Annotated in this window: 24 protein-coding genes; 6 read left to right on the top strand and 18 right to left on the bottom strand. The window is 48.9% G+C overall.

What is annotated here, in order from left to right; all coding sequences use genetic code 11:
* Nucleotides 1-3: 3 nt before the first annotated feature.
* The 9 genes from ACZ5R2_RS05515 to ACZ5R2_RS05475 form a co-directional block, all read right to left on the bottom strand.
* Entirely contained in the window at nt 4-1224 is a 1221-nt protein-coding gene (locus ACZ5R2_RS05515) for an AAA family ATPase (RefSeq protein ID WP_464901356.1), read from the bottom strand.
* Nucleotides 1225-1331: 107 nt separating this feature from the next.
* Nucleotides 1332-1589 (bottom strand): hypothetical protein, encoded by a 258-nt coding sequence (locus tag ACZ5R2_RS05510; RefSeq protein WP_464901355.1) that lies wholly within the window; start codon nt 1587-1589, stop codon nt 1332-1334.
* An 11-nt stretch (nt 1590-1600) separates the two neighbouring features.
* Complete coding sequence (locus ACZ5R2_RS05505; RefSeq protein WP_464901354.1) at nt 1601-3067, bottom strand: type II and III secretion system protein family protein; 1467 nt, start codon at nt 3065-3067, stop codon at nt 1601-1603.
* 10 nt (nt 3068-3077) lie between these two features.
* The gene (cpaB, locus tag ACZ5R2_RS05500) at nt 3078-3827 is read right to left on the bottom strand and encodes a Flp pilus assembly protein CpaB (RefSeq protein WP_464901353.1); all 750 of its coding nucleotides are present in this window, start codon (nt 3825-3827) and stop codon (nt 3078-3080) included.
* Nucleotides 3824-5179, bottom strand: coding sequence for a P-loop NTPase family protein (locus tag ACZ5R2_RS05495; protein WP_464901352.1), 1356 nt, complete (start codon nt 5177-5179; stop codon nt 3824-3826). Before ACZ5R2_RS05495 ends, cpaB begins: the two co-directional genes overlap by 4 nt.
* Before the next feature lie 9 nt (nt 5180-5188).
* Complete coding sequence (locus ACZ5R2_RS05490; protein WP_464901351.1) at nt 5189-5701, bottom strand: prepilin peptidase; 513 nt, start codon at nt 5699-5701, stop codon at nt 5189-5191.
* Nucleotides 5702-5950: 249 nt separating this feature from the next.
* Nucleotides 5951-6115, bottom strand: a complete 165-nt coding sequence (locus ACZ5R2_RS05485; RefSeq protein ID WP_464901350.1) for a Flp family type IVb pilin — start codon at nt 6113-6115, stop codon at nt 5951-5953.
* A gap of 28 nt (nt 6116-6143) precedes the next feature.
* Nucleotides 6144-6308, bottom strand: a complete 165-nt coding sequence (locus tag ACZ5R2_RS05480) for a Flp family type IVb pilin (RefSeq protein ID WP_464901349.1) — start codon at nt 6306-6308, stop codon at nt 6144-6146.
* 26 nt (nt 6309-6334) lie between these two features.
* Nucleotides 6335-6499, bottom strand: coding sequence for a Flp family type IVb pilin (locus ACZ5R2_RS05475; RefSeq protein WP_464901348.1), 165 nt, complete (start codon nt 6497-6499; stop codon nt 6335-6337).
* A 502-nt stretch (nt 6500-7001) separates the two neighbouring features.
* On the opposite strand from ACZ5R2_RS05475, the gene ACZ5R2_RS05470 reads away from it, so the two are divergent.
* A complete protein-coding gene (locus ACZ5R2_RS05470; RefSeq protein ID WP_464901347.1) occupies nt 7002-7736 on the top strand; it encodes a helix-turn-helix domain-containing protein in 735 nt (244 codons plus the stop codon).
* Nucleotides 7737-7865: 129 nt separating this feature from the next.
* On the top strand, nt 7866-9557 hold the full coding sequence (locus ACZ5R2_RS05465; RefSeq protein ID WP_464901346.1) for an AMP-binding protein: 1692 nt from the start codon (nt 7866-7868) through the stop codon (nt 9555-9557).
* Nucleotides 9558-9755: 198 nt separating this feature from the next.
* On the opposite strand, the gene fusA is transcribed toward ACZ5R2_RS05465, so the two are convergent.
* Nucleotides 9756-11843, bottom strand: a complete 2088-nt coding sequence (fusA, locus tag ACZ5R2_RS05460) for an elongation factor G (protein WP_464901345.1) — start codon at nt 11841-11843, stop codon at nt 9756-9758.
* Nucleotides 11844-12055: 212 nt separating this feature from the next.
* Complete coding sequence (gene radA, locus ACZ5R2_RS05455) at nt 12056-13435, bottom strand: DNA repair protein RadA (protein WP_464901344.1); 1380 nt, start codon at nt 13433-13435, stop codon at nt 12056-12058.
* A 126-nt stretch (nt 13436-13561) separates the two neighbouring features.
* Here radA and ACZ5R2_RS05450 point away from each other — a divergent pair, with 126 nt between their 5' ends.
* Nucleotides 13562-15919, top strand: coding sequence for a PilZ domain-containing protein (locus ACZ5R2_RS05450; protein ID WP_464901343.1), 2358 nt, complete (start codon nt 13562-13564; stop codon nt 15917-15919).
* A 41-nt stretch (nt 15920-15960) separates the two neighbouring features.
* On the opposite strand, the gene serB is transcribed toward ACZ5R2_RS05450, so the two are convergent.
* Nucleotides 15961-16938 (bottom strand): phosphoserine phosphatase, encoded by a 978-nt coding sequence (serB, locus tag ACZ5R2_RS05445; RefSeq protein ID WP_464901342.1) that lies wholly within the window; start codon nt 16936-16938, stop codon nt 15961-15963.
* Between the two features lie 99 nt (nt 16939-17037).
* On the opposite strand from serB, the gene ACZ5R2_RS05440 reads away from it, so the two are divergent.
* Nucleotides 17038-17640, top strand: a complete 603-nt coding sequence (locus ACZ5R2_RS05440; RefSeq protein WP_464901341.1) for a YtjB family periplasmic protein — start codon at nt 17038-17040, stop codon at nt 17638-17640.
* Nucleotides 17641-17804: 164 nt separating this feature from the next.
* Here ACZ5R2_RS05440 and ACZ5R2_RS05435 read toward each other — a convergent pair whose 3' ends face one another.
* The 5 genes from ACZ5R2_RS05435 to rppH are packed head-to-tail and all read right to left on the bottom strand — an operon-like array spanning nt 17805 to nt 23093.
* Nucleotides 17805-18656, bottom strand: coding sequence for a thymidylate synthase (locus ACZ5R2_RS05435; RefSeq protein ID WP_438459037.1), 852 nt, complete (start codon nt 18654-18656; stop codon nt 17805-17807).
* Complete coding sequence (lgt, locus tag ACZ5R2_RS05430) at nt 18653-19480, bottom strand: prolipoprotein diacylglyceryl transferase (protein ID WP_464901340.1); 828 nt, start codon at nt 19478-19480, stop codon at nt 18653-18655. Before lgt ends, ACZ5R2_RS05435 begins: the two co-directional genes overlap by 4 nt.
* Nucleotides 19481-19511: 31 nt before the next feature.
* On the bottom strand, nt 19512-20309 hold the full coding sequence (locus ACZ5R2_RS05425) for a sulfite exporter TauE/SafE family protein (protein WP_464901339.1): 798 nt from the start codon (nt 20307-20309) through the stop codon (nt 19512-19514).
* A 19-nt stretch (nt 20310-20328) separates the two neighbouring features.
* Complete coding sequence (ptsP, locus tag ACZ5R2_RS05420) at nt 20329-22572, bottom strand: phosphoenolpyruvate--protein phosphotransferase (protein WP_464901338.1); 2244 nt, start codon at nt 22570-22572, stop codon at nt 20329-20331.
* Nucleotides 22573-22574: 2 nt separating this feature from the next.
* On the bottom strand, nt 22575-23093 hold the full coding sequence (rppH, locus tag ACZ5R2_RS05415) for an RNA pyrophosphohydrolase (protein WP_438459041.1): 519 nt from the start codon (nt 23091-23093) through the stop codon (nt 22575-22577).
* Between the two features lie 664 nt (nt 23094-23757).
* Here rppH and mutH point away from each other — a divergent pair.
* A complete protein-coding gene (mutH, locus tag ACZ5R2_RS05410; protein WP_464901337.1) occupies nt 23758-24423 on the top strand; it encodes a DNA mismatch repair endonuclease MutH in 666 nt (221 codons plus the stop codon).
* A gap of 41 nt (nt 24424-24464) precedes the next feature.
* Here the strand turns inward: mutH and ACZ5R2_RS05405 are convergent, their stop codons facing one another.
* Complete coding sequence (locus ACZ5R2_RS05405; protein WP_438459043.1) at nt 24465-24776, bottom strand: DUF6482 family protein; 312 nt, start codon at nt 24774-24776, stop codon at nt 24465-24467.
* A gap of 215 nt (nt 24777-24991) precedes the next feature.
* On the opposite strand from ACZ5R2_RS05405, the gene ACZ5R2_RS05400 reads away from it, so the two are divergent.
* Entirely contained in the window at nt 24992-26026 is a 1035-nt protein-coding gene (locus ACZ5R2_RS05400) for an NADP(H)-dependent aldo-keto reductase (protein WP_464901336.1), read from the top strand.
* Nucleotides 26027-26039 lie beyond the last annotated feature (13 nt).

Here is a 26039-nt window from a genome sequence, read left to right as displayed (position 1 = left end):
TTTTCAGGTAAACAGACGTTTAATCCAACTCTGTTTTTCATCTTGTTTTGGCATCATGGTATGCGCAAACTCTTTGACTCCCTTGGAAATCGCACTGTTGCTTTTCACGTCAATCAAAGGTTTGCCCAAGTTGGCACTCTCTATTGCCACCTTGAAATCGTTAGGTATCAAGTGCAGATCACAACCATTTATTGTTGCTTCCATGTCCTTGATGCCTATCTCTCCCCGTTTCTCATAACGATTGACAACGACCTCGATCTGCGGGGCTTGAATGCCAAACTCATAAGAGAGTTGCTTAATCATTCGGCCGGCATTTTTGATAGAGACAAGATTCTGCTGGGCGACAATGTAGGTTTTGGTCGCAGGGGCCAATACATTGGCGAACAAACGATCCATGCCACGCGACATATCGACGATAACGAACTGATAGTACTCACGCAAAACCGGCAGAAGCTTGCGCAGTTGCGGGGCTTTCTCATAATTGTCATGGCTATGATCATGGTCAAAAGCCAGCACATGCAGCCCTGAGGAGTGTTTTGAGACCAGTCCGCCGAGTGAGCTTTCATCAATGTCACCTACTTGAGCAATGGCATCGGCAAGGCTGTACGATGAACTGATGTTCAAATAGTCCTCTATCACGCCAAACTGTAAGTCTAAATCAAGCAACAGCACCTGCTCTGGATGATGAGCCGCAATTTCAAGCGCGGAGTTAAGCGCCAAGGTTGAAGCGCCGCTGCCTCCTTTACTATTGATGAACACAATAAACTCGCCCATCTGGCGGCGACTCAGCTTTTCGTCTGCAACGCCCTTTAGAATCGGGAAAAAATCAATGAGGTGTGACTTCGAGGAAAGAAAATCTGCCGCACCAAGCTTAAGCGCAACACGCAACGAACGATTGTCCTCTTCGTCACCAAAGACGATTAGCGATGCCTCGTTGTCCTCAGGCACAATCGGGGTCTCTGAGTTTTGTAGCTCCACCACGCGCTGCGCCCAGTGCTCACCAGTTTCAACGAAAATGATGTCCGGTGGTGCCAGTTTCGACAGTTCAACCAGACTCACGTTCATCAGTGACACAGACTCACAATGAATGTTGTCGCACTTTTTCAGTTGGGTGGTGATGTGGTTGAGAAATGACTCACTCATATAGAAAACCCAAACCACAAGATTGGTTCTCAGCCTCGGGCGCTCATCCGCCTCAGTCGTCAGCTTTAGTGCCTCTGCCATAACTCGCTCCTCATCCTTACACAACGCTTAAAATGCTATTTTTGGCTCGAGGTAACTCCTACCTCAGCAACCCCGGCGCACGTGTCGTGCGCCCAATTTACCACGGCTTAGTCGCTCGCGAAGCCATCAACAAATTGACTATCACTTCCTCGCAAATCCGCATCCTGTTTACCGGTATAAACCTGATAAGCGCCTTCCATTCGCTCACCACTTCCCGTTGGGATTACCCCTAAATTCTCGCTCGTCGCACTGGGGTTATAAGTTTGCTCAGCACTAAGTTTTGCCACGTGGCTGCCCAGCGGGGCCTGATTTGCACATCCCAGCAATAGCCCAAATATGCTGCATACAACAATGATTGGTTTCATCCTGATTCACCCTATAAACTGTGTCCAAAAGACCCTTCAGTACCACCTCTCGAGTTCTCAATAATTGAGTCTGAAGAAGATAGCGCACTTGAGGCTGCTTGTGACGACGCCTCTGTATCGATTTTTGCCCCGCGACCAAGGAGGTAATACTCGAAGTCATTTGGCTCGACAAACGCATCGGTTGGCAAAGTGATCCGACTGCGATCGACCGGCCTAGCGAGGCGAGGTGTGACCAGGATGACTAACTCGGTCTCACCCGAGATGTACTCTTGGCTATTGAACATCTGCCCGAGCACAGGAATGTCACTAAAGCCAGGCATTTCATCGATCACATCGCGAACGTTTTCACTCAGCAACCCTGCAATCCCTATGGTCTGTCCATCAGCAAGCTCGAGCGTTGATGAAGCACTACGACGAGTAATTGGAGGAATAACATAAGTACCATTGGTGCCACCAGGCTGCAGGGTAAGCGAGCTAGAGTTGGCAATCTCACTCACGTCAACCGCCAGATTCAGATTGATTTTTTGGTCGCTTAATATTGTTGGGATAAACTTCAAACCAACACCGTACTCTTTGTATTCGATAGTAATACCATCGTCATCGGGCACTGGAATTGGGAACTCACCTCCGGCAAGAAACTCGGCTTTTGAACCACTTAACGCGGTGAGATTGGGTTCTGCTAGCACCTTAGCCGTACCATTCTGCTTAGCGATGTCTAGTGCAAAAGTAAATAAGGTGTTGCTATCAATAAACGAGCCTAGTAGCCCGGTGTCCTGAACGGTCGGCGGATTAAGGATGGGGCCAAGACCGCCCAACAACGCACCACCAGCAGAGGTTGCTCCAAATGAAAAGCTGCCGTTGTCTTGGAAAAAGTTAAAATCAGCATCAAAGCGTCTAACTAAACTGCGCTGCACCTCAGCAATGGTCACCTCTAGCATGACTTGTTGGGCGCCACCAATCGTCATCAGATTGATAACACCCGTCTGATCGACCTGAGTACTCAGTGACTCATTTTCTTCGTCTGCTGTCTGCCCCGCAGCGTAAGTTTCAGCAATACGCAGTGCCATGCTCATTGCCGCTTGATTGGTTACCTGACCACTCAACACCAAGCGGTTTTGCGCACTATGCACTTCTATGGGCTCGTTGGGCAGAAACTCAAACAGCTTGGATTTAAGACTGTTTAGATCATGAGTAACCTGAATGTTTACCGACTCAATCAAACGGCCTTGACTGTCCCAAGCCATCAGGTTGGTCGAGCCGAGTTTCTTACCAATTAAGAATAACTCGTTGGACTTTAACATCACGATATCGAGCACCTCTGGATCCCCGAGCGAAACCTTTTTCGCTTTACCCGCGAGGTTGATTTGAATCGATTTATGATGAGGAACTGTGATTGTTTGTCCCGTTTGGCTTGTCGCCGCAATGCTACCACTGCTTATAACCAACAGGGTGAACAGCATAGATATTATTTTTTTCATGTGTCACACCTTAATTGCTGACTCGAACATTGGAAGATTCTGTGCCCTTGATAATAGTGACGCTTGGGGCAACGTAGCGCTTTCTTGCAACCGGCTTGTAATCATCGTGCGGATTTCTCAGCGCCAGCTGAATGTCACCTTTATTCTGCGCGGTCAATAATTTTTCTGCTTCAATCGGAGTGACCTCAAGCGTCACGGCGCGCACTATAACTGGTTTGTTATCATCGGTTTTGGCCGTTTGGTCGACCGCCAGGACTTTAATGTCGCGTAAAATGGTTGAGGTATTAGCAGAAGTTTTCGAGTAATTCACGGTATTCAATACATCGACCTTATTACCCGGCAAAAGAAAGCCAGCGACACCAATCACGTCGTTAACCCGGATGGTTACCGCGCGCTTATTCTCAGGAATTAGCGCTGCCAAGGTTGACCCTTCTCCAGGTAGGGCTACGCGAGACTTAATCACGATTTCCTGCGCAAAAATTGTGGTGTCAGCAATCTGACCAATCAACTGCTCTTCTGACGGGTACTGCTCCTCACTGCGCCAGTCTTTCTCGAGTAAGCGCGTAGTTAGGTGCTGGCCTGAAATCACCGTACCAGCAGGGATTTCTTGAATGGCGACCACGACAGGCTCGCGCTCGACCACCTCTACCTCTACCTGCGGCTGCACTTGTCTATCCATCCATTTCTTGGCAAAAAATACCGCTGCTAATCCCAAGACGATCGACAGTAGAAAGATTAAAAATAATTGACTCCGGCTCATTGGGCGCCTCCTTGCTCATTTTTTTCAGCCGTAAAGTAGACCTCCCAAGCTTTCGCCAAAATCTCTGGTGTAATCACGCTTGCTACCTCTTCAAAGGCAATAATGTCACTACTGATACCAACCAGATCTTTGGGTAGGCAAGGGTAATAGCTAACCCCGCGCTGGCGATGCAGCGAGAGAAGCTTTGTTACTGTATTTTCATCAATTACCAGCGCTTTTTTCTGCGCGACCTCTTGCCATAGTGCAAGGTAGTCATGCTGCTCCAAAGGCTTGAATTGAATCTTGTAACCCAAGCGACGTAAAAACGCTGGGTCGCCAATGACGTCGGGGTCGAGGTTAGTCGAGAACGCCAAGGTTAAAATAAATGGAATGGTCATCTGCTGACCGTTAGGTAATGAGAACTGGTCAAAACAGTACTCCATCGGGATGATCCAGCGGTTGAGCAGCCTTTCAACAGACATCGCCTGACGACCTAAATCATCAATTACCAGCACGCCGTTATTAGCCATCATTTGGAGAGGTGCTAACCATACACGGTTGTGCCCGCTGTGGTTGACCTCGAGCATATCCATGGTTAGCTCTCCGCCCACCTGGATGTTAGGACGCGAGCAGCGCGCCCAACGGCGGTCGAATTGCTCTTTGAAAACTACACTGTCTCTGTGACAGCCATCGTCCAACACAGTGTGGTGCTGGGTCGACATGACCTTAATGATGTTGCCTGAAGCGTAAACGGAATAAGGGATGAAAACTGACGAGTCCAAAGACGCTAAAATCTTGCTCGCGACAAAGGTTTTACCTGTCCCAGCATCACCATAGAGCAGCAAAGCCCGACCTGAGTTAATCGCGGGTCCAAACAGACTAATAATGCGCTCTGCCCCATAGACGTCACTGAGCGCGCTACAGACCGCGCTTCTTGAAATCTGATTCAACCGCACATCCTGGGCTTGAACCATCTCTTCATACTGTTTTGCTGAAACTGGCGCCGGACCAATATAAGCATCTTGAGCAAAACAGCCATCAGCGGCAGTCATACCCGCTTCCGATAACGCAAAACGCACATGGCCCAGACTCTGGTGAAGGGGGGATGCGCCATCGGCTTGAAATACTTCGACCAGAGCTTTGCGCTTGAGGTCAGCCAAGATCTCATCAACTAAATGGCTATTTAGCCCAATAGCTCGTGTCAGTTCCATTGCATCTGACTTTGGGTACGCCGAGAGGATCTTAAGCATAAGGTTGTCAAGTACGACTCGTGGGATATCTACCTCTTCAAACGAAGTCGGCACTGCTGGAATAGGTGCATCCACCGCATTAAAGATTGCTTCTTCAGCTATCCCTGTCACTGCTTCTGTCATCCCTGCCCCCTAGATAAAGTAATTATGTAATGCAAGGCCAATCACCACCACCGGAGCAAAAGGCATCAGTGCTTTCTTCTTGTTGAGTCCCTTGAGTGACGCACTCACGACTGCGGACCCGATGACGTGTTGTGCTAACGACACATCGCTTTGTTGTTGTGTGAGATTAAATACCTGCTTCTGTACCCAGTAAAAACACCCCACAATGACTGTGGCCACGCACACCCAATACAATGCAGAACCGATGCTTACCCATCCAACGAAGCAACCAAAAGCCGCCATTAACTTTACGTCGCCCGGTGCCATCATTTTGAGTAAGTGCAAAACCAATGCCCCCGCAAAGACCACAGCCCCGCAGCCAGCCGCAGCCAACACGTTGCCTAGATCATGGGTCTGTGCCCAGTGTTGGGTAAGTGAAGCAATAATCAGTAGAAGTACTAGCTGGTTAGGGATTCTATTTTCCCGCGCATCGAAGGTGCCTATCAGCACCCACAATGACCAGCATACGATTGATAAGTACATTATTTGTCTTCCATAACAATAAAGAGTCCAACAGCTTTTAAGACATATAAATGGGTTGATTTTGCAAACGACTACGTGCCTGCTTTAATTAATCGTCTCTAAAATCAACTCTCTTTATATCCGTTTTTATCCGGAAGGATTAGCGTGTAGAGGGGGGGGGCAGGTACATGTCATGACTCGTTGCACTGCCCCCACAGAATGGTACTTTCTCGCTATTGCATCCGTGCTCTTCCCTAAACTTAAATAAGTCTATGAAAATACGTCGTCTAATTCGGTGTTTAGCAGAGTTCCCCAATCAAGGAAGACAGCCCCCAGCGCTGTCACCAACAGCCCTGCACCAACGACATACTCAACGACCGAGAGCCCTTGCTCATCCTGAACAAAATTCAGAATGCTTGCTGCCAAATTACGCATATCGCTCTCTCCTTCTGTCTCTCTGCTCTTAAGAGAATACGTTGTCTAGCTCGGTATCCAACGTGGTACCCCACTCACCGAACACAACACCAATCGCAGTAACCAGAAGACCGGCCCCAACTACGTATTCCACCACTGATAAACCTTCTTCATCCTGCATAAACGCCTTGACGTTATTAATCATGCTATTCATTGTTTTTCTCCTTGATGAGTGAATGCTTATGAGAATACGTTGTCTAGCTCTGTATCTAGAGTGGTACCCCATTCCCCAAATACAACGCCAATAGCGGTAACAAGCAGGCCTGCTCCTACCACGTATTCCACCACTGAAAGGCCTTCTTCATCTTGCATAAATGTTTTAATGCTGGTTACTAAGTTACGCATATCACTCTCTCCCTTTTGAATTTTGCACCATACCAACCGAGGCACGTTGCGCTGTGATTAAGTCTTAATTTAGGAGCGAATAAACTTTGGAGTTAGGACTTTCTTGATTATTTCTGGCACTTTCTTGTCATTAAAACTTGAGCATTAAATCTAAATCAACGACTTAAATTTATAATTTGATATGAAACAATCGATATAATCCCAGATATAAGAAACCCATTTAACACTAATAAATCAATGATATTAATAGCTATTATTTTTCCTTTAAGAGATTAAAAAGCGCAATCTTATCGTACAACATAAAAATCCTAATCTAAGAGTTGAGACTACGTCTTTTTGTCTATTTTCAGTCTAATTTCAGTCACGATTTAATTAGAAAGTACTACCAACATAGTTCACAACGACTCATTATCATTCCGTAGACACTGGGCAGGTTTACACGCCTGTTGAGCGATCCTAACCTTAGATCAGACACGCAACAGGTTGATAGTCAGGGGAGTGGATGAACAATTTGCATAAAGGTTATTGGCTGGGTGCGAGCAGCACTGGAGTTCCTAGTACGATTCGAAACGATCTGTTGTTTCATTTTCAGCTTATTGAGATCGGCGCGGATATCTCGATACTCAGTGAGCCCGACGTCCACTACTGCTTTTTTTACCTTGAGGGCCAAAGCCAGCTCGAGTTACTTCAATTTGCATTGCGCCTGTGTAAAAACCTGAATAAGAAGGTCATTCTTATCCACTCTGGGTCTGTGAGCTCCCTTGTCACTTCTGGATCAACGTATATCTACTCGGCATTCAACACCGCCTCAAAAGACTCGGCCAAATGGGCCGCAAACCTGAGTACTAATCTAAACCACGATTATGTCGACCTTGAGTTTGATACCGGTGACACAATTGAAGCCATCATCCCCACTAATTCCCCCGAGATAGATAAAGTAGTGCAATTTATCAACAATAATCTGCCTAATGCAATACGGGAGGAGCACCTCGCTGAGCAATGCCACTATTCTGTCACCTATTTTTCCAAGTTGTTTCGCAAAACCATGGGTGTCAGCTTTCGCGATTACGTGGTTGAAAAGCGTATCGGGATGGCAAAGCAGATTCTAATCGAAGATCGTAAGTCAAAAATTGCCACTGTTGCCTACCGATGCGGGTATAAAGACGTCTCCTACTTTTCGCGAATATTTAAGAAAAAAACTGGCCTCACTCCGGCAGGCTACCGACAACAATATTGAAGATAATCACTGAGTTGCCTTTCTACTTTTTGCACACCTATGCTACGTTTAACATTACGTTAACACCCATTGATTCCGTCAATTAATCACACTAACCGATGGCCATGCATAAAAAGTGGAGCACCAATAATGAGTCAGCCCAGTAACGCTATTCAAACATCGTGTACCCTTCCCCCGCCCAACGAATTGATCCTAAAGTGGGCCCAAGAGCGCCCCGATGAGGTGTACCTCAAGCAGATAATTAACCGACAGTTTGTCGAATTTACCTTCTCTGAAGTCGCAGACAAGGCACTGAGATTGGTCAGTGCACTGCAGCAAATTGGGGTAAAACCCGGTGATAGAGTCGCCCTAATATCGAAAAATTGTGCTGAATGGTTTATTTGCGATCTTGCCCTGATGCTGGGTGACTTCGTCAGTGTTCCCATCTTTCCGACCGCCGCTGCTGACACGATTGACTACTGTATCACTCACAGTGAGAGTAAGGTGGTGCTCGCAGGAAAGCTCGATGATCCTGCTGAAACACAACAAGTTTTGGACAGTAAACCCGAGCTGATATCCATCGCCTTGCCCTATGACACTGCCCCTACATGCCAGTATCAACTCAATGAGTTGATCGCTAAGCACCAACCCAGTGAGCTTAGAGCAGAGCACCATGATGATAAAGTCATGTCTTTGGTTTACACCTCGGGTACATCAGGACTGCCTAAAGGAGCGATGTTGACTTATGGGGCCTTCAGTTGGTCGGTTGAACAACTCAAAACTTTGATAGGAATTGAGCCTAGCGATCGACTTTTCTCTTACCTGCCACTGGCGCATATCACCGAGCGTGTGTACATCTTTGGCTCATCCATCGCCGGTGGGGTCACCACCGCGTTCCCTGAGTCACTGGACACCTTTATCCAAGATGTCAAAATGCATCGGCCAACCTTATTTATCTCGGTACCTCGGCTTTGGACCCTGTTTCAGCAGCGCATTCAAGACACATTGCCACAGAAGAAACTCGCTATCTTACTCAAAGTGCCTTTCATTAATAACATCATCAAGCGAAAAATTGCCGATGGATTGGGACTGGATCAGGCACGTGTACTCGGCTGCGGCTCTGCCCCAGTCTCTCCTGCGCTTCTCGAGTGGTATCACAGTGTCGGACTGAACATCACTGAGGCGTGGGGCATGACAGAGTCCTTTGCCTACAGCACACTTAACTACCCATTTCGTGCTGACAAGATAGGCTCGGTGGGGCAGGCTGGCCCCGGTATTGAATTGAAAATCGCCGATGATGAAGAGATCTTGGTGAAGGGATTGGGCTTATTCTCAGGCTATTACAAAAACGATCAAGCCACCAAAGAGTCATTCGATGAGCAAGGTTGGCTGCATACTGGCGATATTGGCTCCATTGATGAAGAGGGATTCTTGACCATTCAAGGACGCAAAAAGGACACCTTCAAAACCGCCAAGGGCAAATTCGTCGCTCCAGTGCCAATAGAGAAGAAGTTGGTCGAATACAGCAGAGTGGAGATGCTATGCCTGATTGGGTCAGGGTTACCCGCACCCGTGCTACTGGTCGTTCCGCATGACTTCCCCAACTTCGATAAAGCCAGATACGAAGCAAGCTCACATAAGGTCATCGCCAAGATGAACGCGCAGCTCGAGTCCCATGAGCAGATCAAGGGCGTATTGATGATCAAAGAGCCCTGGAGCATCGCCAACGGCATCCTAACCCCAACCCTAAAAATAAAACGCCACGAGCTTGAGAAGAAATACCACCAGCTCGGTCAAGTCTGGCCGAAGGGCGTACTTGTGCAATGGGAAGAAGACTTATAGCCCGAAGGGCTAAGGGGGCGAGGTGCGGGGACGCTTCGCTTCGGGGAGCGAGGGGCTTATCACGCGCGGTGGCTACTCGCACCTCGGAACAAAGTGTAACCCGAACCTCGCACCTTGAAAAAGCCCTGCCCCGAAAATAAAAAGCCCCACCGGAAAACCAGTGGGGCTTTTTTAAGCTATTTGGCGTTTAAAAAAGAATTACTTCTTCTCGTTGCGCTCTTTAACTTCTGCGATTACTTGCTCAGCAACGTTCTGTGGACACGGTGCGTATTGACCGAATTCCATAGAGAACTGACCACGGCCAGAAGTGATAGTACGTAGGTGACCGATGTAGCCGAACATCTCTGATAGAGGTACGTCAGCTTTAATACGAACACCAGTAGTACCAGCTTGCTGGTCTTTGATCATACCACGACGACGGTTAAGGTCACCGATTACGTCACCAACGTTGTCTTCTGGAGTGAACACGTCAACGTTCATGATTGGCTCAAGAAGTTGCGCGCCAGCTTTTGGCATAGACTGACGGAATGCGCCTTTAGCAGCAATTTCGTAAGCGATTGCTGATGAGTCAACTGCGTGGAAGCCACCGTCGAATAGCTCAACTTCAACGTCTAGCGTTGGGAAGCCAGCTAGAACACCGTTGTCCATCATTGACGCAAAGCCTTTCTCAACTGCTGGCCAGAATTCCTTAGGAACGTTACCACCAACAACTGTAGAAGAGAACGTGAAGCCTGAGTTTGGCTCACCTGGTTTGATGCGGTAATCGATCTTACCGAACTGACCAGAACCACCAGACTGCTTCTTGTGCGTGTAGCTATCTTCAACTGGTTGAGTGATAGTTTCACGGTAAGCTACCTGAGGAGCACCTACTTCTAGCTCAACGCCGTAAGTACGCTTAAGGATATCTACCTTGATGTCTAGGTGAAGTTCACCCATACCTTTCAGGATAGTTTCGCCTGACTCTTCATCAGTCTCAACCTGGAATGATGGATCTTCTGCAACCATCTTACCGATAGCGATACCCATCTTCTCAGTAGAACCTTTGTCTTTCGGAGATACGGCAATTGAGATTACTGGCTCAGGGAAGATCATTGGCTCAAGAGTACACTCGTTCTTAGGATCACATAGAGTGTGACCAGTTTGAACGTTCTTCATACCAACTACAGCGATGATGTCACCAGCTTGTGCTTCAGTCAGCTCGTTACGCTCATCTGCTTGCATCTCAACCATACGGCCGATACGCTCAGTTTTACCTGTAGCAGCGTTAAGAACAGTGTCACCCTTCTTCATAACACCAGAGTAGATACGGATGAACGTTAGTGCGCCGAAACGGTCGTCCATGATCTTAAATGCTAGTGCACGTAGTGGCTCTTCTGCAGAAACAAGTGCAACTTCACCAGTTGGCTCACCAGTTTCTTTGTCAGTTAGAGGCTGAGGATCAACTTCTGTTGGTGCTGGTAGGTAATCTACAACAGCGTCTAGTACTAGCTGAACACCCTTGTTCTTAAATGCAGAACCACAGAATGTTGGGAAGAATGCTAGGTCACGTGTACCTTTACGGATACAACGCTTGATGTCTTCGATAGAAGGCTCTTCACCTTCCATGTAAGCTTCCATTAGGTCATCGTCTTGCTCTACAGCAGTCTCGATAAGCTCTTCACGGTATTGCTCAACGTCGTCAACCATGTCAGCTGGGATGTCTTGTACTTCGTAGTTTTCTGGTAGGCCAGAGTCGTCCCATACGTAAGCTTTTTTGCTTAGTAGGTCAACAACACCAACGAAGTCGTCTTCACGACCGATTGGTAGAACCATTACTAGTGGGTTCGCGCCTAGAACGTTTTTAACTTGGTCAACAACGTTAAAGAAGTCTGCACCCATACGGTCCAGTTTGTTTACGAAAATCAGACGAGATACTTCTGATTCGTTCGCGTAACGCCAGTTGGTTTCTGACTGAGGCTCAACACCACCAGAACCACAGAATACACCGATACCGCCATCAAGTACTTTTAGAGAACGGTATACTTCTACTGTGAAGTCAACGTGTCCAGGAGTATCGATAACGTTTAGACGGTGACCGTTCCAGAAACAGCTTACAGCAGCTGACTGGATTGTAATACCACGCTCAGCTTCCTGATCCATGAAGTCAGTTGTAGATTCACCATCGTGAACCTCACCAGTTTTATGGATTTGGCCTGTTAGCTTCAGGATACGCTCAGTGGTAGTTGTTTTACCCGCATCAACGTGCGCGAAAATACCAATGTTTCTGTATTTCGATAAATCTGCCATTGTCTTACTCTGTTAATAAGGTATAAAGTGCGCGCAGAGTATATCACATTCGGTTAAAACTCATAGCCCTGCGAGCCGCTAGGTGAAAAAAAAGTTACACAGTCGATTGGGACCGTGCATTTCATATCTCTGGTAGGTAAAGCTAGGTGAAATTTTGCGTTTCCACAACTATCACCCTCACCTAGCATTATATATGTGGGCAGGGTCGCTCACTAAAGCTCGTCAAATGCCGTGATAGCCTCCGAAAGCTTCTTTACCCCGTGAATTTGCATGCCCTCAATTCCGCCTTTTGGCATATTCGCCGCAGGGACGATGGCTTTTTTAAAGCCGTGCTTAAAGGCTTCATTGAGTCGCTCTTGGCCACTCGGTACTGGGCGGATCTCGCCGGCTAAGCCGACCTCACCAAACACCACCACATCTTTTGGCAGTGGGCGATCTCTAAAGCTCGACAGCAATGCCATCACCAAGGCTAAGTCGGCACTGGTCTCGGTGACTTTGACACCACCAACCACGTTAACAAACACATCCTGATCAGCCATCTGCAGCCCGCCGTGCTTGTGTAAAACCGCCAACAGTAAAGATAAGCGGTTCTGCTCAAGACCTACAGCGACACGGCGCGGATTGGCCAGTTGCGAATAATCTACCAGCGCCTGGATCTCCACCAACAGTGGACGCGTGCCTTCCCACACCACCATCACTGAGCTGCCCGAGGTTTCTTCTTCACCACGCGAGAGGAAAATCGCTGATGGGTTACTCACCTCGCGCAGGCCTTGTCCCGTCATAGCAAAGACGCCCAGTTCATTAACCGCACCAAAGCGGTTTTTGTGGCTGCGCAGGGTACGAAAACGGCTATCCGCTCCGCCATCAAGTAATACCGAACAATCGATAATGTGCTCGAGTACCTTGGGACCGGCCAATGTGCCATCTTTGGTCACATGCCCAACAATAAACACCGCGACATTGTTCTGTTTGGCATAACGCGTCAAGGCGGTTGCCGCCTCTCGCACCTGGGCGACACTGCCCGGTGATGACTGCACATCCGCGACATGCATTACCTGAATCGAGTCGATAACCATCAAGCGAGGCTGCTCTTTTTCAGCGATCTGACAGATACGATCGACGTTGGTTTCTGAGAGCATCTTTAGGTTGTCTTTAGGCAGGCCCAAGCGTGAGGCGCGTAGTGCCACCTGCTGAAGCGATTCCTCACCGGTGACATACAGCGTTGGCATTTGACTTGCGAGCGTACACATGGTCTGCAGCAACAAGGTGGATTTACCAGCGCCTGGGTTACCGCCAATCAATATCGCGGCCCCTGGCACCACACCGCCGCCAAGCACCCGGTCGAGCTCTTTAAAGCCACTACTAAAACGCGGGACCTCCTGCAGGTCGATCTCCGCCAGCGTTTGCACTTGGGCATCGTTGGTTGCACCTGCATAACCCGTCAGGCGCTCGTTACGCGCCACTGTTGGTGATGCGGCAAGTCGCACCTCCGCAATTGTGTTCCATGCGCCGCACGCATTGCATTGCCCTTGCCAGCGCGGAAAGTCCGCGCCACAGTCATTACACACGTAGGCGCGTTTTGCCTTAGCCATAGCTACCTATTTGATAAATTGAAGAAATTCATTGATACTAGCGAAGTGCCATATAAACGGTACACCGTTACGGATTAACGGTCTCATTTCGATAGATTTGATGAATAGGAAGTCTAACAAAAAATCATGCAGCAAGCTGAAATTCTTTCCATCGTTAACCGCCTAATTCCTGCTTACCAATCTGCAGACTTTGAGCAAGTGCTGGGTCAAGTAACAAGCGAATACTCTCCGTCGACCCGGTTACTGGTCAAAATGGAGCTCAAACGACTGATGGCGCCCTGCACCAAAAAGATCGATTTACGCGGTCGAGTCCAGGGTGAATGTCGCCAGTTCTCTCTTGATGGCATTGATCACTGGCTAGATGATGTGGCCTTTAATGCCTACAACAAAAACATTGCCCGCTTTGGTCGCTATACCGAGGGCGTGTGGGAAGCGCTGATCAACACCCACAACAACTATCGGGTAATGAACCAAAAACAGCCATCCTCCACTCAAGGTAATCCCCCCAAACATCAATATCGAGTTGAGCCGCTCCAGCTTGGCTATGACCTAAAACGCAAAGAAAACCGCCTCAAGGTTGGCTCGCAGATAGAGATCACCTTATCTCGCGGGCAATTGATCCACGCGACTACCGTCGACTTGTCTGCCTCTGGGGCCAAACTCAAGGTCCCGGCGGCGTTTAACTATAAATTGGGGGAAGTGGTTGAAATCGTGTTCACCGAATTGAATCACAACCCTAAGCTCAAAGACATCAATCAGGCCTTGAATTATCGCGTAGTCGGTATTGATGATTGCAGTGAGCATGAGGCGATTTGTTATCTACGCGTTCTCAAGTTAACCGAGAGTGACATCCCTAGCCAATTGATCAGTGAGACGTTAGCTAGTTCGGAGCAACGCTTGCGTCACGATAACCAAGATAAGCTACTTCGTGCACGCACGCGAGGCTTTGAACACAACTTCCTCAAACACACCGGTAACCTTCCGGTGTTTTTTAGCCACCAGCAGCTTAAGCTAGTGCTGCAAACTGAGAACAACCAACCGATTTGGCAATACTGGCAGAATGAACGCAATCAAGAGGTGTTAAGCTCCCTATTTCATCAGCAGCGCATGGAAAGAATGGCGCCACAAGGCCTCAGTACATCAAACAATATCCTGTACGCTTTTCAGCATGAACACCAGGGGAAGCTGCTGCATTACTCCATGATGGTGCCGGAGGCGACGCGCGAAGAGCGGCACCTATTCTGGCGCGTTGGCGCTTGCAAGCCCAGTTGGAAAGTCTTTAGGCTGCATATCTTCGAGCTTAAACAAGCGGAACGAGACGAGCTGACACAACACGCTCAAGAGCTTGGTTTGATTCAATCAAATCACGCTATCGAGGAGCTAACCCATTGTGGGATCTTACAAGAGCTTGGTGACGAGCAAGCTGCAAGTGACTACTTACTAACACAGAAGTCAACCCTGAGTGGCAAGGCCTTGCGCAAGTTTTGTCACCCCAGGGTACCGGGCCATCAAATTCGTTCACTCTACTTCGACGCCTGCAGTCGTCGCAAGGAGCCACGCTACACCCTCAAGTCACCGCTAGTAATCACAACCCCAGATGGGGAGCAAGTGCGTGGCTTTACCACCGATATCTCTAAGCGCGGATTGGGCATATTGCTTGAGCGCCGGGCCAACCTGGTCGCTCAGCAAGAGTGCGTGGTCAGTTTTACTCAATTACAGCAATACAAAACAGACTTAGGGCTTGATAAGGTCCTTTATCAAACCGTTCGTGTCTGTCGAGGCGGACGACAACTGCAGCTCCAGCTACAACCAAATGATAGCCAACGGCACATCTCTGCCCTATTCGAGCGGATCATCAAGCACAATCTTGATAAGTTGAAGCAGCGTGGAGAGGCCCTGCCGAGCAATCATGTCTTGGAAGGGTTACACAATATCTTGCTCGATAAGATTGTCACTATCCCGATATTTTATGACAAACCGAAAAATACCCTCCTGCCACGCACTATCGGAGTCAACTATCCTCTGCCGAACTTCCTGACTCCCTTTACCCGCCTAGAGCCGGGAGAGCAGTTGGTGCTCGACCCGATCTTTAAAGGCAGAACCAACACCCTAATGGCCAGCCCAATGAAACGCATTGATGGTTACGGCCCACAATATTTTGAGGTTTACGTGCATGCGATACTGCTCAATGACCGTACCCAACATATCCAAACGCGTTTACTCAGCGAATTCAATAGCCTGCAAGAGCGGTTAACCTTCATTAAGAAAGCCAAGCTTCATGGTGACTTTTACGCGTTCCGACTCAGTGCCGCGCCTGTGTTTAACCCAATCACCAACCTGTTGCGTGACGATATAGAAGAGCTTTTGTCGATAAGCCTGGCTCAAGCGCGCACGCTAGAGAGAGAGATGCTGGCAATTGTTGGTTATAGTGAGATGGTAGATATTACCGATGAGGTGCTGGTGCGCCTGGAGATCACAGATTAGCTCCAAGCGCTTATGTCATCGTTATCCTGAGTGCTCCAAGGTTATCTTGGGCGCCAGCTCAGTTTGCCCTGCTTCGCGTATTGAGCGGAAAGGACACACAATACTCCCCCCAGGCCAAGGTGTCGTACAGCGACCTGCGCCTCACGCTCAACTTTCGGCTTGGCGTGGTAGGCGATGCCAAGTCCAGCAGCACGCATCATCACCAAATCATTTGCTCCATCACCGACCGCAATGGTGTTGTGCAGCTCGATATCGTATTGCTCGGCAAGTTCAAGCAGGATATCGGCCTTGGTTTGGGCACACACCACATCACCAAGCACTTGTCCGGTCAGCTTACCATCGACAATCTCTAACTGATTTGAACGCGCGTAATCTAATCCGAGCATCGCCTTAAGGTGGTCCGAAAAGTAAGTAAAACCGCCTGAGGCAATCGCGGTCTTCCAGCCAAAGCTTTGCAACGCAGTCACCAGTTCAACCAAATCAGGCATCAGTGGTAGCTCAGCGCGTACCGCTTGCAAGATAGACTCGTCAGCGCCTTGCAGCTTAGCAACGCGCTGACGCAGGCTCTGCTCAAAATCGAGCTCCCCCTGCATAGCACGCTCAGTGACCGCCGACACCTCGTCCCCAACACCAGCGAGCTTTGCCAGCTCATCGATACACTCAATCTGAATGGCGGTTGAGTCCATATCAAACACAATCAGGCCTGGTTTAGACAGATCGGGCACATCGTTGAGTGAGGCATACTCCAGCTCTAGCTCATCAAGAATCTGCTTGTGCTCTGGCGTCAAGTTACCACGCATCAAAGCAACCTCATAAGGGCCGACCTGCCAAACGTCGACAATGTGGTTGTATACACCGGTAAAAAAGTCGATATCTTCCAATTGACGACACGCGAGGAAGTGACCATAAATAAGCCAGTTGGCTTTGCTTTTTTCCCATTGTGAGACGTTTCTTACCTCAGGGAAGCGTTTGAGAAGTGAGGTGTGCCGATGAATCGGTAGTTTAGATAACAATTCCATGTCCTTTGTTCCATATCCGTTTGGTCAAACTTACCCTATTGCTTTTTATAAACGCAAGTCTCAATATGACACAATCCCAAATTTTCATGAGCATCGGCAATGAACCAGTCTCTGTTCTCATTTCGCACGGCACTCAAGGTGATCGGTCTGATTCTACTTACCACTATGGTTATAGTCATTGCCGTCAACAGTCTGCGTATCAGTAAAGAGAATGAGCGTATTCAAGCAAACCAGCTTGAAACCTTGACCAAAATTCTTATCTCTCAGGCTTCGCTCTCCGCACGCCAAGAAATCGTTAACGACGAGCAAGAGCGCCTTCGCACTCTGACTAACCAACTGGCGCAAGATCGCTTGGTATTTGATGCCAGCGTCTATGACGCTGAGGGGGTACGACTGGCCGCCAGCGACAATGCACAGAGCGTTCGCGAGGCGCTTGGCTTGGATACCCCTTTAGCCACCGCGCGTATCGGTCGCCAGCAGCTGGTTGAGCCCGTGGTCAACGACGGCGTGATCATCGGCTATGTGCGCATCACCTTTGAAACCGGCCGCGTAACCGCAATCTCGGATCACTTCTACCGCAAGAGTGACCGCTACATGTACGGGCTCATCGCCCTCAGTTTTGTCTGTGGCATGCTGATGGTCATTTTGCTACGTCGTAAGCCGAGTAAGAAGACTGAGAACTTGTTGCTTAAAGGACTCTAGAAGAGGCGAGAAGCGAGAGGCGAGAGGCGAGAGGCGAGAGGCGAGAGGCGAGAAAGTTTTCCAACTCTAACTACCGCCGTCAAGTGTTTCGCCCCCTCGAGCGAAGCGTACTCGCAGGGCAAAGCCCGATCTCGACTCTCGCAGGGCTAAAAGCCCGATCTTTTTTATACCGAGAAAGGATACTTAATCGGTTCGTGTGACTCGTAGCCAATCACTTCAAAGTCATCTAGGGTCACCCAGGTTTCAAGGTCTTCAAGAGATTTGATCTTTGGATTGATCTTAAACTGTGGCGCGGCCAGCGGCTCGCGCTTGAGTTGCACATCACGCATCAATTCGAGCTGATCTTCGTATATGTGTGCGTTGACGATTTTGTGATACGCCACGCCTGGCTTCTTACCAGTGATCTGAGCCATGATCGCCAAGAATACGTACACCTGAACCATATTGAAGTTCAGACCCAGCGGCACATCGCAAGAACGCTGTGTGCTGTTCAGGTACAGGGTATCACCAAGCAGCGAAAAGTGGTGGCTATACATGCATGGGCGCAAGCAGCCCATGTGGAACTCACCTGGGTTGTAGAAGTTAAGGATCTCACCACGGTCGTCGACGCCACGAGTTAAGTCATCGACTATCTTGCGCAGTTGGTCGATGTGGCCACCATCTGGCTTGGCCCAGGCACGCCCTTGAACACCATAAACTCGTCCCATGTCGTCCTCACCTTTACGGTATGGGTTGTCTAGCCATGCTTGGTTTAGGTTAGCGTTGGCATCCCAAGTCTTGGTGCCCAGCTTACGGAAGTCCTCGGCACTGTCATAACCGCGAATGTAGCCTAGTAGCTCTGCCACTGCCGCTTTCCAAAAGCTTTTGCGTGTGGTGACCAAAGGAAACTGATTGTTCGCGACGTCATAAGTGAGGTCAGCGTTGATGACCGTCAGGCAGCGCTTGCCGGTACGTTCGTTCTCAATCCACTCGCCCTGCTCGACGATACGCTGACATAAGTCTAGATACTGTTTCACGATTCACTCTTTTTTGCCGATTGCTGCTCTGAAAATTGGCCACGCTTGTATGCCCAGGCAATCATCAGTCCACCAATAATAATCATAGGTAGAGACAAGATCTGTCCCATCGAAATAAAGTCACCGAAGAGACCTAAGTGAGCATCCGGCTCTCGCATATATTCCACTAGGAAACGGAAGGTACCATAACCGAGCAGGAAAAGTCCCGAAACTGAGCCAAGCGGGCGTGGTTTTTTGATAAACCAATTAAGGATAAAGTACAGTACTACCCCTTCAAGGGCCATTTCATACAACTGCGATGGATGACGTGGTAGTGGTCCGCCGTTGGGGAATACTACCCCCCATGGCACGTCCGTCACGCGTCCCCATAACTCACTGTTCATAAAGTTGCCCAGGCGACCCATACCAAGTCCAAACGGCACTAACGGAGCAACAAAGTCCGCGACGCCAAAAAAGGTTCGACCATTGCGCTTGGCGTACCAGAACATGGCCGCAATCACACCCAGCAAGCCACCATGGAATGACATCCCCCCTGTCCAGACTTGGAACAGGTACAGTGGATTCTGAATAAACAGGTCAAAGTTATAGAAGAATACATAGCCGACGCGACCGCCAATCACTACCCCGAGAAAGCCGGCAAACAGTAGGTCTGAAACCTGCTCGCGCGTCCAGCCGCTGCCATTTTTATCGGCACGACGATTGGCCAGCCACAAGGCAAAGGCGAAGCCAACCAAGTACATCAAACCATACCAGCGAACAGACAATGGACCGATGCTAAACAGCACCGGATCGATATTGGGAAAGTCAATAAATCCTTGAGACATAGTTATTTTCTCTAAAAAAATTCAATCAGCATCACGACTTAAACAGCATGATACCCGCTACAAATAATAAAAAAACGGCGAACACTCGCTTTAGCTGCCCTGTAGGCATTGATGTCGCCATCACCGCGCCAATGCGCGTGGTAAACACTGAGACCAATGAAATCGCAATAAGTGCCGGTAGGTAAACATAACCGACACTATATTGAGGTAGGTCCTCAACCCCAATCCCGTTAAGGACAAAGCCCAGCATCCCGGCGATGGCAATCATACAGCCACAGACCGATGAGGAGCCAACCGCATGGCGCATCTCAACGCCATGACGACTTAAAAAGGGTACCGACATCGAGCCGCCACCGATCCCTGCCAAGCTTGACACCACACCAATGACCGAGCCGACAGTCAGTGTAGTGGGTTTCGAGGGCATCGAATATGACGCCAGACTCCTCGACGAGACAAACATTTGCACAGCAAGCATAAAAACAATCAAGGAGAAGATTTTAGGTAGATAATCGCTAGCTATTAACTCAACCAGATAAGCCCCGAAAAAGCCACCAAGCACCACTCCGGGCATCAGCCATTTAATCGCAAACAGGTCAACATTGCCCAGCTTAAGGTGATTAGCAGCGGAAGAAGCCGAAGTGACAATGATGGTCGCCAATGAGGTACCCAGCGCCATTGGCATCACGTACTCGGGGCTCGTGCCGATCAGGGGCAGAAGAAACGTGAGTGCCGGCACCACAATCAAGCCGCCGCCGATGCCTAATAGGCCCGCTAATGTGCCAACCACTCCACCAAGCAGACACAACACAAGCAAGAATTCAATCGACACTAGGCTTCCTTACAGACAATTAGTGCTTACCAGCACGGACAAAACCGGCAAACTCTTTATACTCAAAGTGACTTAGCATCATATCATAGATGGCTTGGGCATAGGGTTGAGTAAGAGCGGTTTCCGCCAATTGCTCTAACTCTTGCTGGCTACTGTGGCACAACAGGTACTTCACCTTGGCCACGTTTGAGGTGTTCATACTCAATGAGCGATAGCCCATCCCAACCAGCAACAGGGCCCCCATAGGATCACCAGCGAGCTCACCGCACACACATACGGGCAGCGACACCGATTCACAGATCACATGGATGTGTTTGAGCGCCGATAACACCGCTGGATGCATGGTTTCATACAGGGTCGAGACACGGCTGTTATTACGATCGACCGCTAGCAAATATTGCGTCAGGTCATTGGTGCCAACGGAGACGAAATCGATCTTCTCTGCCAAGTGTGGCAGCAGGTACAGCATCGAAGGCACTTCAATCATCACACCGATCAAAGGCCGCTGGATCGGATACAGAGCACTCACCTCCGTAAACGCCTGCTCAAACAGCTTTAAGGCATCATCCAGCTCTTGAACATTTGAGACCATGGGTAGCAAAATGCTCAAATTGTCGTTGTTTTGACTGGCACGCAGCATAGCGCGCATCTGGATCAAAAAGATATCCGGGTGGTCGAGGGTAAAGCGGATCCCCCGCCAACCAAGAAAAGGGTTCTCTTCTTCAATCGGAAAATAGGGCAGCGCCTTATCGCCACCAATATCCAGTGTGCGCATCACAACATTTTTGTTCGGATACGCTGCGAGCACGGCCCGGTACTGACCCTCCTGCTCTTCTTCAGAGGGAAAGCGGTGCTGAAGTAAGAAGGAGATCTCGGTGCGATACAAGCCAACTCCATCAACCCCTTGGTTCACCGCGATACTACTATCGGCGCTGAGCCCGGAGTTGAGCATGATATTCACGCCGAGCCCATCTTCGGTAATGGCCGGCTTGTCGCTGTGACTGCTGACCATACACGCCAGCTCTCGCTCTTCATGCAACAGGCCACGATACTCATGCAGCAATTGTTGATTTGGTGAGATAAACAGCTTGCCACTGTAGCCATCCACGATGCCGGTAAGACCATTGAGCTGACTGATATCACATTCAAGCCCCATCACGGCGGGTATACCCAGCGCACGCGACAAGATCGCAGCGTGAGAGTTCGCCGCCCCCTCTATAGAGGCCACAGCCAGTAGCTTGTCTTTGGGCACAGAGGCGAGCAAGCTCGCGGTCAGTTCCTGCACCACCAAGATAATCGGATCATCAATACTTTGATGCGTCTGCTCAGTGTTGTGGAGGAAAAACAACAATCGCTGCCCTAGCTCGCGAAAGTCCTGAGCACGCTCTTTCAGATAAGGGTCGGACATCTTGGCAAAGCGACTTGAATAAGAGTCAATCACTTGGCGCAGCGCCCATTCAGCACGGTCGTGATTCTGAATGTGCTTTTTCAGATCCTGCTTGAGCATTGGGTCATTGAGCAGGTGGGCAAACAGGTCAAAGATACCTTTCGCCTCAGAGGTGATCTCCCCCTCAAGCTTTTTTCTCATCCGGCGGAAATCGGCCTGAGCGGCTTCCATCGCAAGGGCAAGACGCTCATGCTCTTGGTCAATATCCACCGAAGAAGCTGGTGCAATCTCTGCCAAGCTGGGCTGGGTGTTATCGAGCCAAAACTCGCCAATCGCAACACCACTCGAGGCAGGAACACCCTTGAGTGTTCGCGCATTCTGAGTCGGTAACCAATGGCCCAGCGTCTGACCATGAGCGATCAGTACCGCAAGCTGAGCTGATAAGGTAACTAAAAAGGACTCTTCTGCTTCATCAAATAGGCGCGGCTGCTTTTGCTGCACCACCAAAACACCAAGCACCTTCTTGCGGTGAATGATCGGAGTACCGAGGAAGCTCTGGTAAACTTGCTCACCAAGCTCGGGGAAGAATTTGTAACTAGGATGTTTGGAGGCCTCGGCGACATTGATCGGCTCAGCGGTACGCTTAACCATGCCCACCAATCCCTCAGAGAAGCGAATGTGGACACTATCACCCTTGAAGATAAGGCCTTGGGTGGCCATCAACTCGAGGCGTTCCATCTTTTCATTAGCGAGGTAGACCGTGCAGCACTCGGTACTCATCGCGCTGCAAGTCTGTTTTACTAGGATTGATAATGCCTGCTGAAGATCATCAACCCGTGATACTTGTTCAACTATGTCCCTTAGCTGAGAGAGCATATTTATCCCCGTCGGTGCTTGCGCTTGGACTTCTGCTTACGCTCATGAAATGGCATGGCTGCTGAGGCAAACTCCTTCATCGCGCGTCGATACACATCACGTTTAAAAGATACTACTTGTCTCACTGGATACCAATAGCTTACCCAGCGCCACCCATCAAACTCAGGCATGTTTCCTCGCTGCATATTGATCCGTGACTCATCACAGTCCAACTTCAGCAAAAACCACTTCTGTTTTTGGCCAATACAGACCGGCTTTGAATCCCATCGAACCAGGCGTTTGGGGAGCTTGTATCTCAACCAATGACGACTAGTCGCAACGATCTTCACATCTTTCTTTGTTAAGCCGACTTCCTCGTATAACTCACGGTACATGGCTTGCTCTGCGCTCTCGCCTTCATCAATTCCCCCTTGAGGGAACTGCCATGAGTGTTGTCCGAATCGTTTAGCCCAGAATACCTGACCATGGTTGTTACAAATCACTATTCCCACATTTAAGCGGTAACCATCGCCATCGATCACTGGCCAACCTCAAAATAAAATTTTAATGACAGTGATTTTTCCACATATCCCCAACACTAGCAAACCCACAAATGTGATAAATGCATAATTTATGCGGACCACAGGCAGATATGGATAGATTTTAGCCGAATTAATACTTATCAACACAAGAATGCGACCTAGCCCACATTTATTCACCTTTTCTGTGAATAACTATGTGCAAAATAACCATATGGAATGTGATAACTGCTTAAACCCGCACAGGACTTAAAACCCACAAACCTAGCTGCCAAAATAAAACCATCTAATTTTCATTAGTTTAGTTGAAGCTATTTTGTTTTTACATTGTATTGATTGACTATTGTGCTAACACTCACTTAAATTGCACAAAAAACATCCAACCACGTTTTTATCCACACTAAGGGATGTAAAATTAGGATATTTTCTTTTTTTCAAGCAGTTAATCATGATTAAACTCCTGTTAATTCATACATGAGTCAACTAGCTAATCAAAGACTGTGGATAAGTAAAGTAAAACCATTGTCAATTAGCCGTTAGATTGACTTAATGTGAACCTTTGGACAGTAAAGCTATCGTCCAATCCTTGCTTTCCCATACAAAGCTATCTGTTAATATATCCCCTTCAACATCATCGTTACCCATTTGACTATTTGCCCATTTGACTATGAAACCTGAACCCAAAACCGAACAAGAGCTGATCGAGCGCGCATGGCTGATGGCAGGAGTCACTTTTGCGGAGCTCGCAGAACAAGCCAAGATGACGGTTCCCGATGATCTCACTCGCGATAAGGGATGGGTGGGTCAGTTGCTTGAATGGCACTTAGGTGCGACTGCCGGCAGCAAACCGCAACAAGACTTTGAACAACTGGGCATCGAATTAAAGAGCATTCCAATCAGCTATCAGGGCAAACCACTCGAGACAACGTTTGTCTGTGTGGCACCGCTTATTGGCGTGCATGGCCTGACCTGGGAGAGCAGCCACGTACGTAATAAGCTTTCTCGCGTGCTTTGGGTGCCCGTCGAGGGAGAGCGAGAGATTCCATTAGCCGAGCGTAAAGTCGGGGCACCGCTACTTTGGTCACCTAGCTCTGAAGAGGAACAGCAACTGCGCCAAGATTGGGAGGAGTTGATGGATATGATCGTGCTAGGTCGAATTGAACAGGTTACTGCTAAGCATGGCGAAGTCTTGCAGCTTCGGCCCAAGGCCGCGAATGGTCGGGCACTCACCGAGGCCTATGGTGCGAGCGGTAAAGTGATCCGCACCCGCCCTCGCGGGTTTTATTTACGCACCCAGTTTACCGCCCAGATTCTCACCAATTACTATTCATAAGCATGTACCCAAGAGACCTCATAAATTGGACCGCAAGTATCCTAGTGAGTCATCAGTGATAGCTCAATATCACTGTACCCCACCGGTGAACTCGACCCGCACTCATCATAGGCGTTGTGAAGACGCAGATAGGCCTTATCAAGACCTAGACGGGTCAGCTCTTCCTTAACTAACTCCAAGGAGTCAAAACGGATCGGTTCATCGTCAATCGTAACAGGCTCAAGCTTGTGTTTATATTCCACCGCAATTTGGTATTTGGCTAAGTCTGCACAGCCAATCACAAAGACCTTAGGAGTGCGATACGTCGCTTTGTGATAACCATGCAACCACTTATCAAGTTGTCGTTTTTGCATTGCACACCTCCATCTTTTTTATTGTAGTCAAGGGAATCGAAGGTGATTCTTTTCTCAGTGAATTTCTTCGCTTATAGTTGAGAAAAAGGTTTCACTCCGTTCCGAGGTGCGAGGATCACTTCGTTCCGAGATGCGAGGGGTTCACAGCGTGCGTAAGACTCCTCGCACCTCGTAGGGCTCTGCCCGTCCTCGCACCTTAATTTGAGGTTTTTATAATGGAATATACTCAGCTTCCCCACTCATCGCTTGAGGTGAGTAAGATTTGTCTTGGTACTATGACCTTTGGTGAGCAAAATACGCTTGCCGAGGCACATTCGCAGCTTGATTATGCGCTTGAGCGCGGGGTTAACTTTATCGATACCGCAGAGATGTATCCGGTTCCGCCTCAGCCCAATACTCAGGGCACCACGGAAGACTATATAGGCAAATGGCTGCGCGCATCGGGCAAACGAGACAAAGTCATTATCGCGACCAAGGTAGCGGGGCCGCGCAATCTTCCCTATATTCGCGACAACATGGCACTTGATCACAACAATATCAATGATGCGGTCAACGATAGCTTGCGTCGACTGCAAACCGACTACATCGATCTCTACCAATTACACTGGCCACAGCGTCAGACCAACTGCTTTGGCCAACTGAACTACCCCTACCCTGAAAAACAGGAAGAGGTGACCCTGCTCGATTCACTCGAAGCTCTGAGTAAGCTGGTGAAAGAAGGAAAAGTACGTCATATTGGAATTTCTAACGAGACACCTTGGGGGGTGATGTCTTTGCTCAGGCTCGCCGAGAAACATGGTTTAGAGCGGGTGGTGTCGATTCAAAACCCGTATAACCTGCTCAATCGCACCTTTGAAATTGGGCTGTCTGAGGTGAGTCATTATGAGGGCATCAAGCTCCTAGCCTACTCGCCGCTCGCCTTTGGTTGTTTAAGCGGCAAATACCTCAATGACCAATGGCCAGATAACGCCCGCTGCACCTTGTACAAACGCTTTGTGCGCTACTTTACTCCACAAGGGATTGAGGCCACACGAGCGTATGTTGAACTGGCTAAACAGCATGGTTTAACGTCCGCGCAGATGGCGCTGGCGTTTGTCAATCAGCGCCCATTTGTTGCTGCTAATATCATCGGTGCGACCTCGATGGAGCAATTAAAAGATAATATCGACAGTGTCGAGATACAGCTTAGTGAAGAGTTGCTTGAGGGCATCGCGCAAATCGGAGTACGCTACTCCAATCCCTGCCCATAACGTGTTACCGGGG

The sequence above is a fragment of the Vibrio sabulosilitoris genome (genome assembly GCF_055391395.1).
This window is presented reverse-complemented; position numbering and strand designations above follow the sequence as displayed.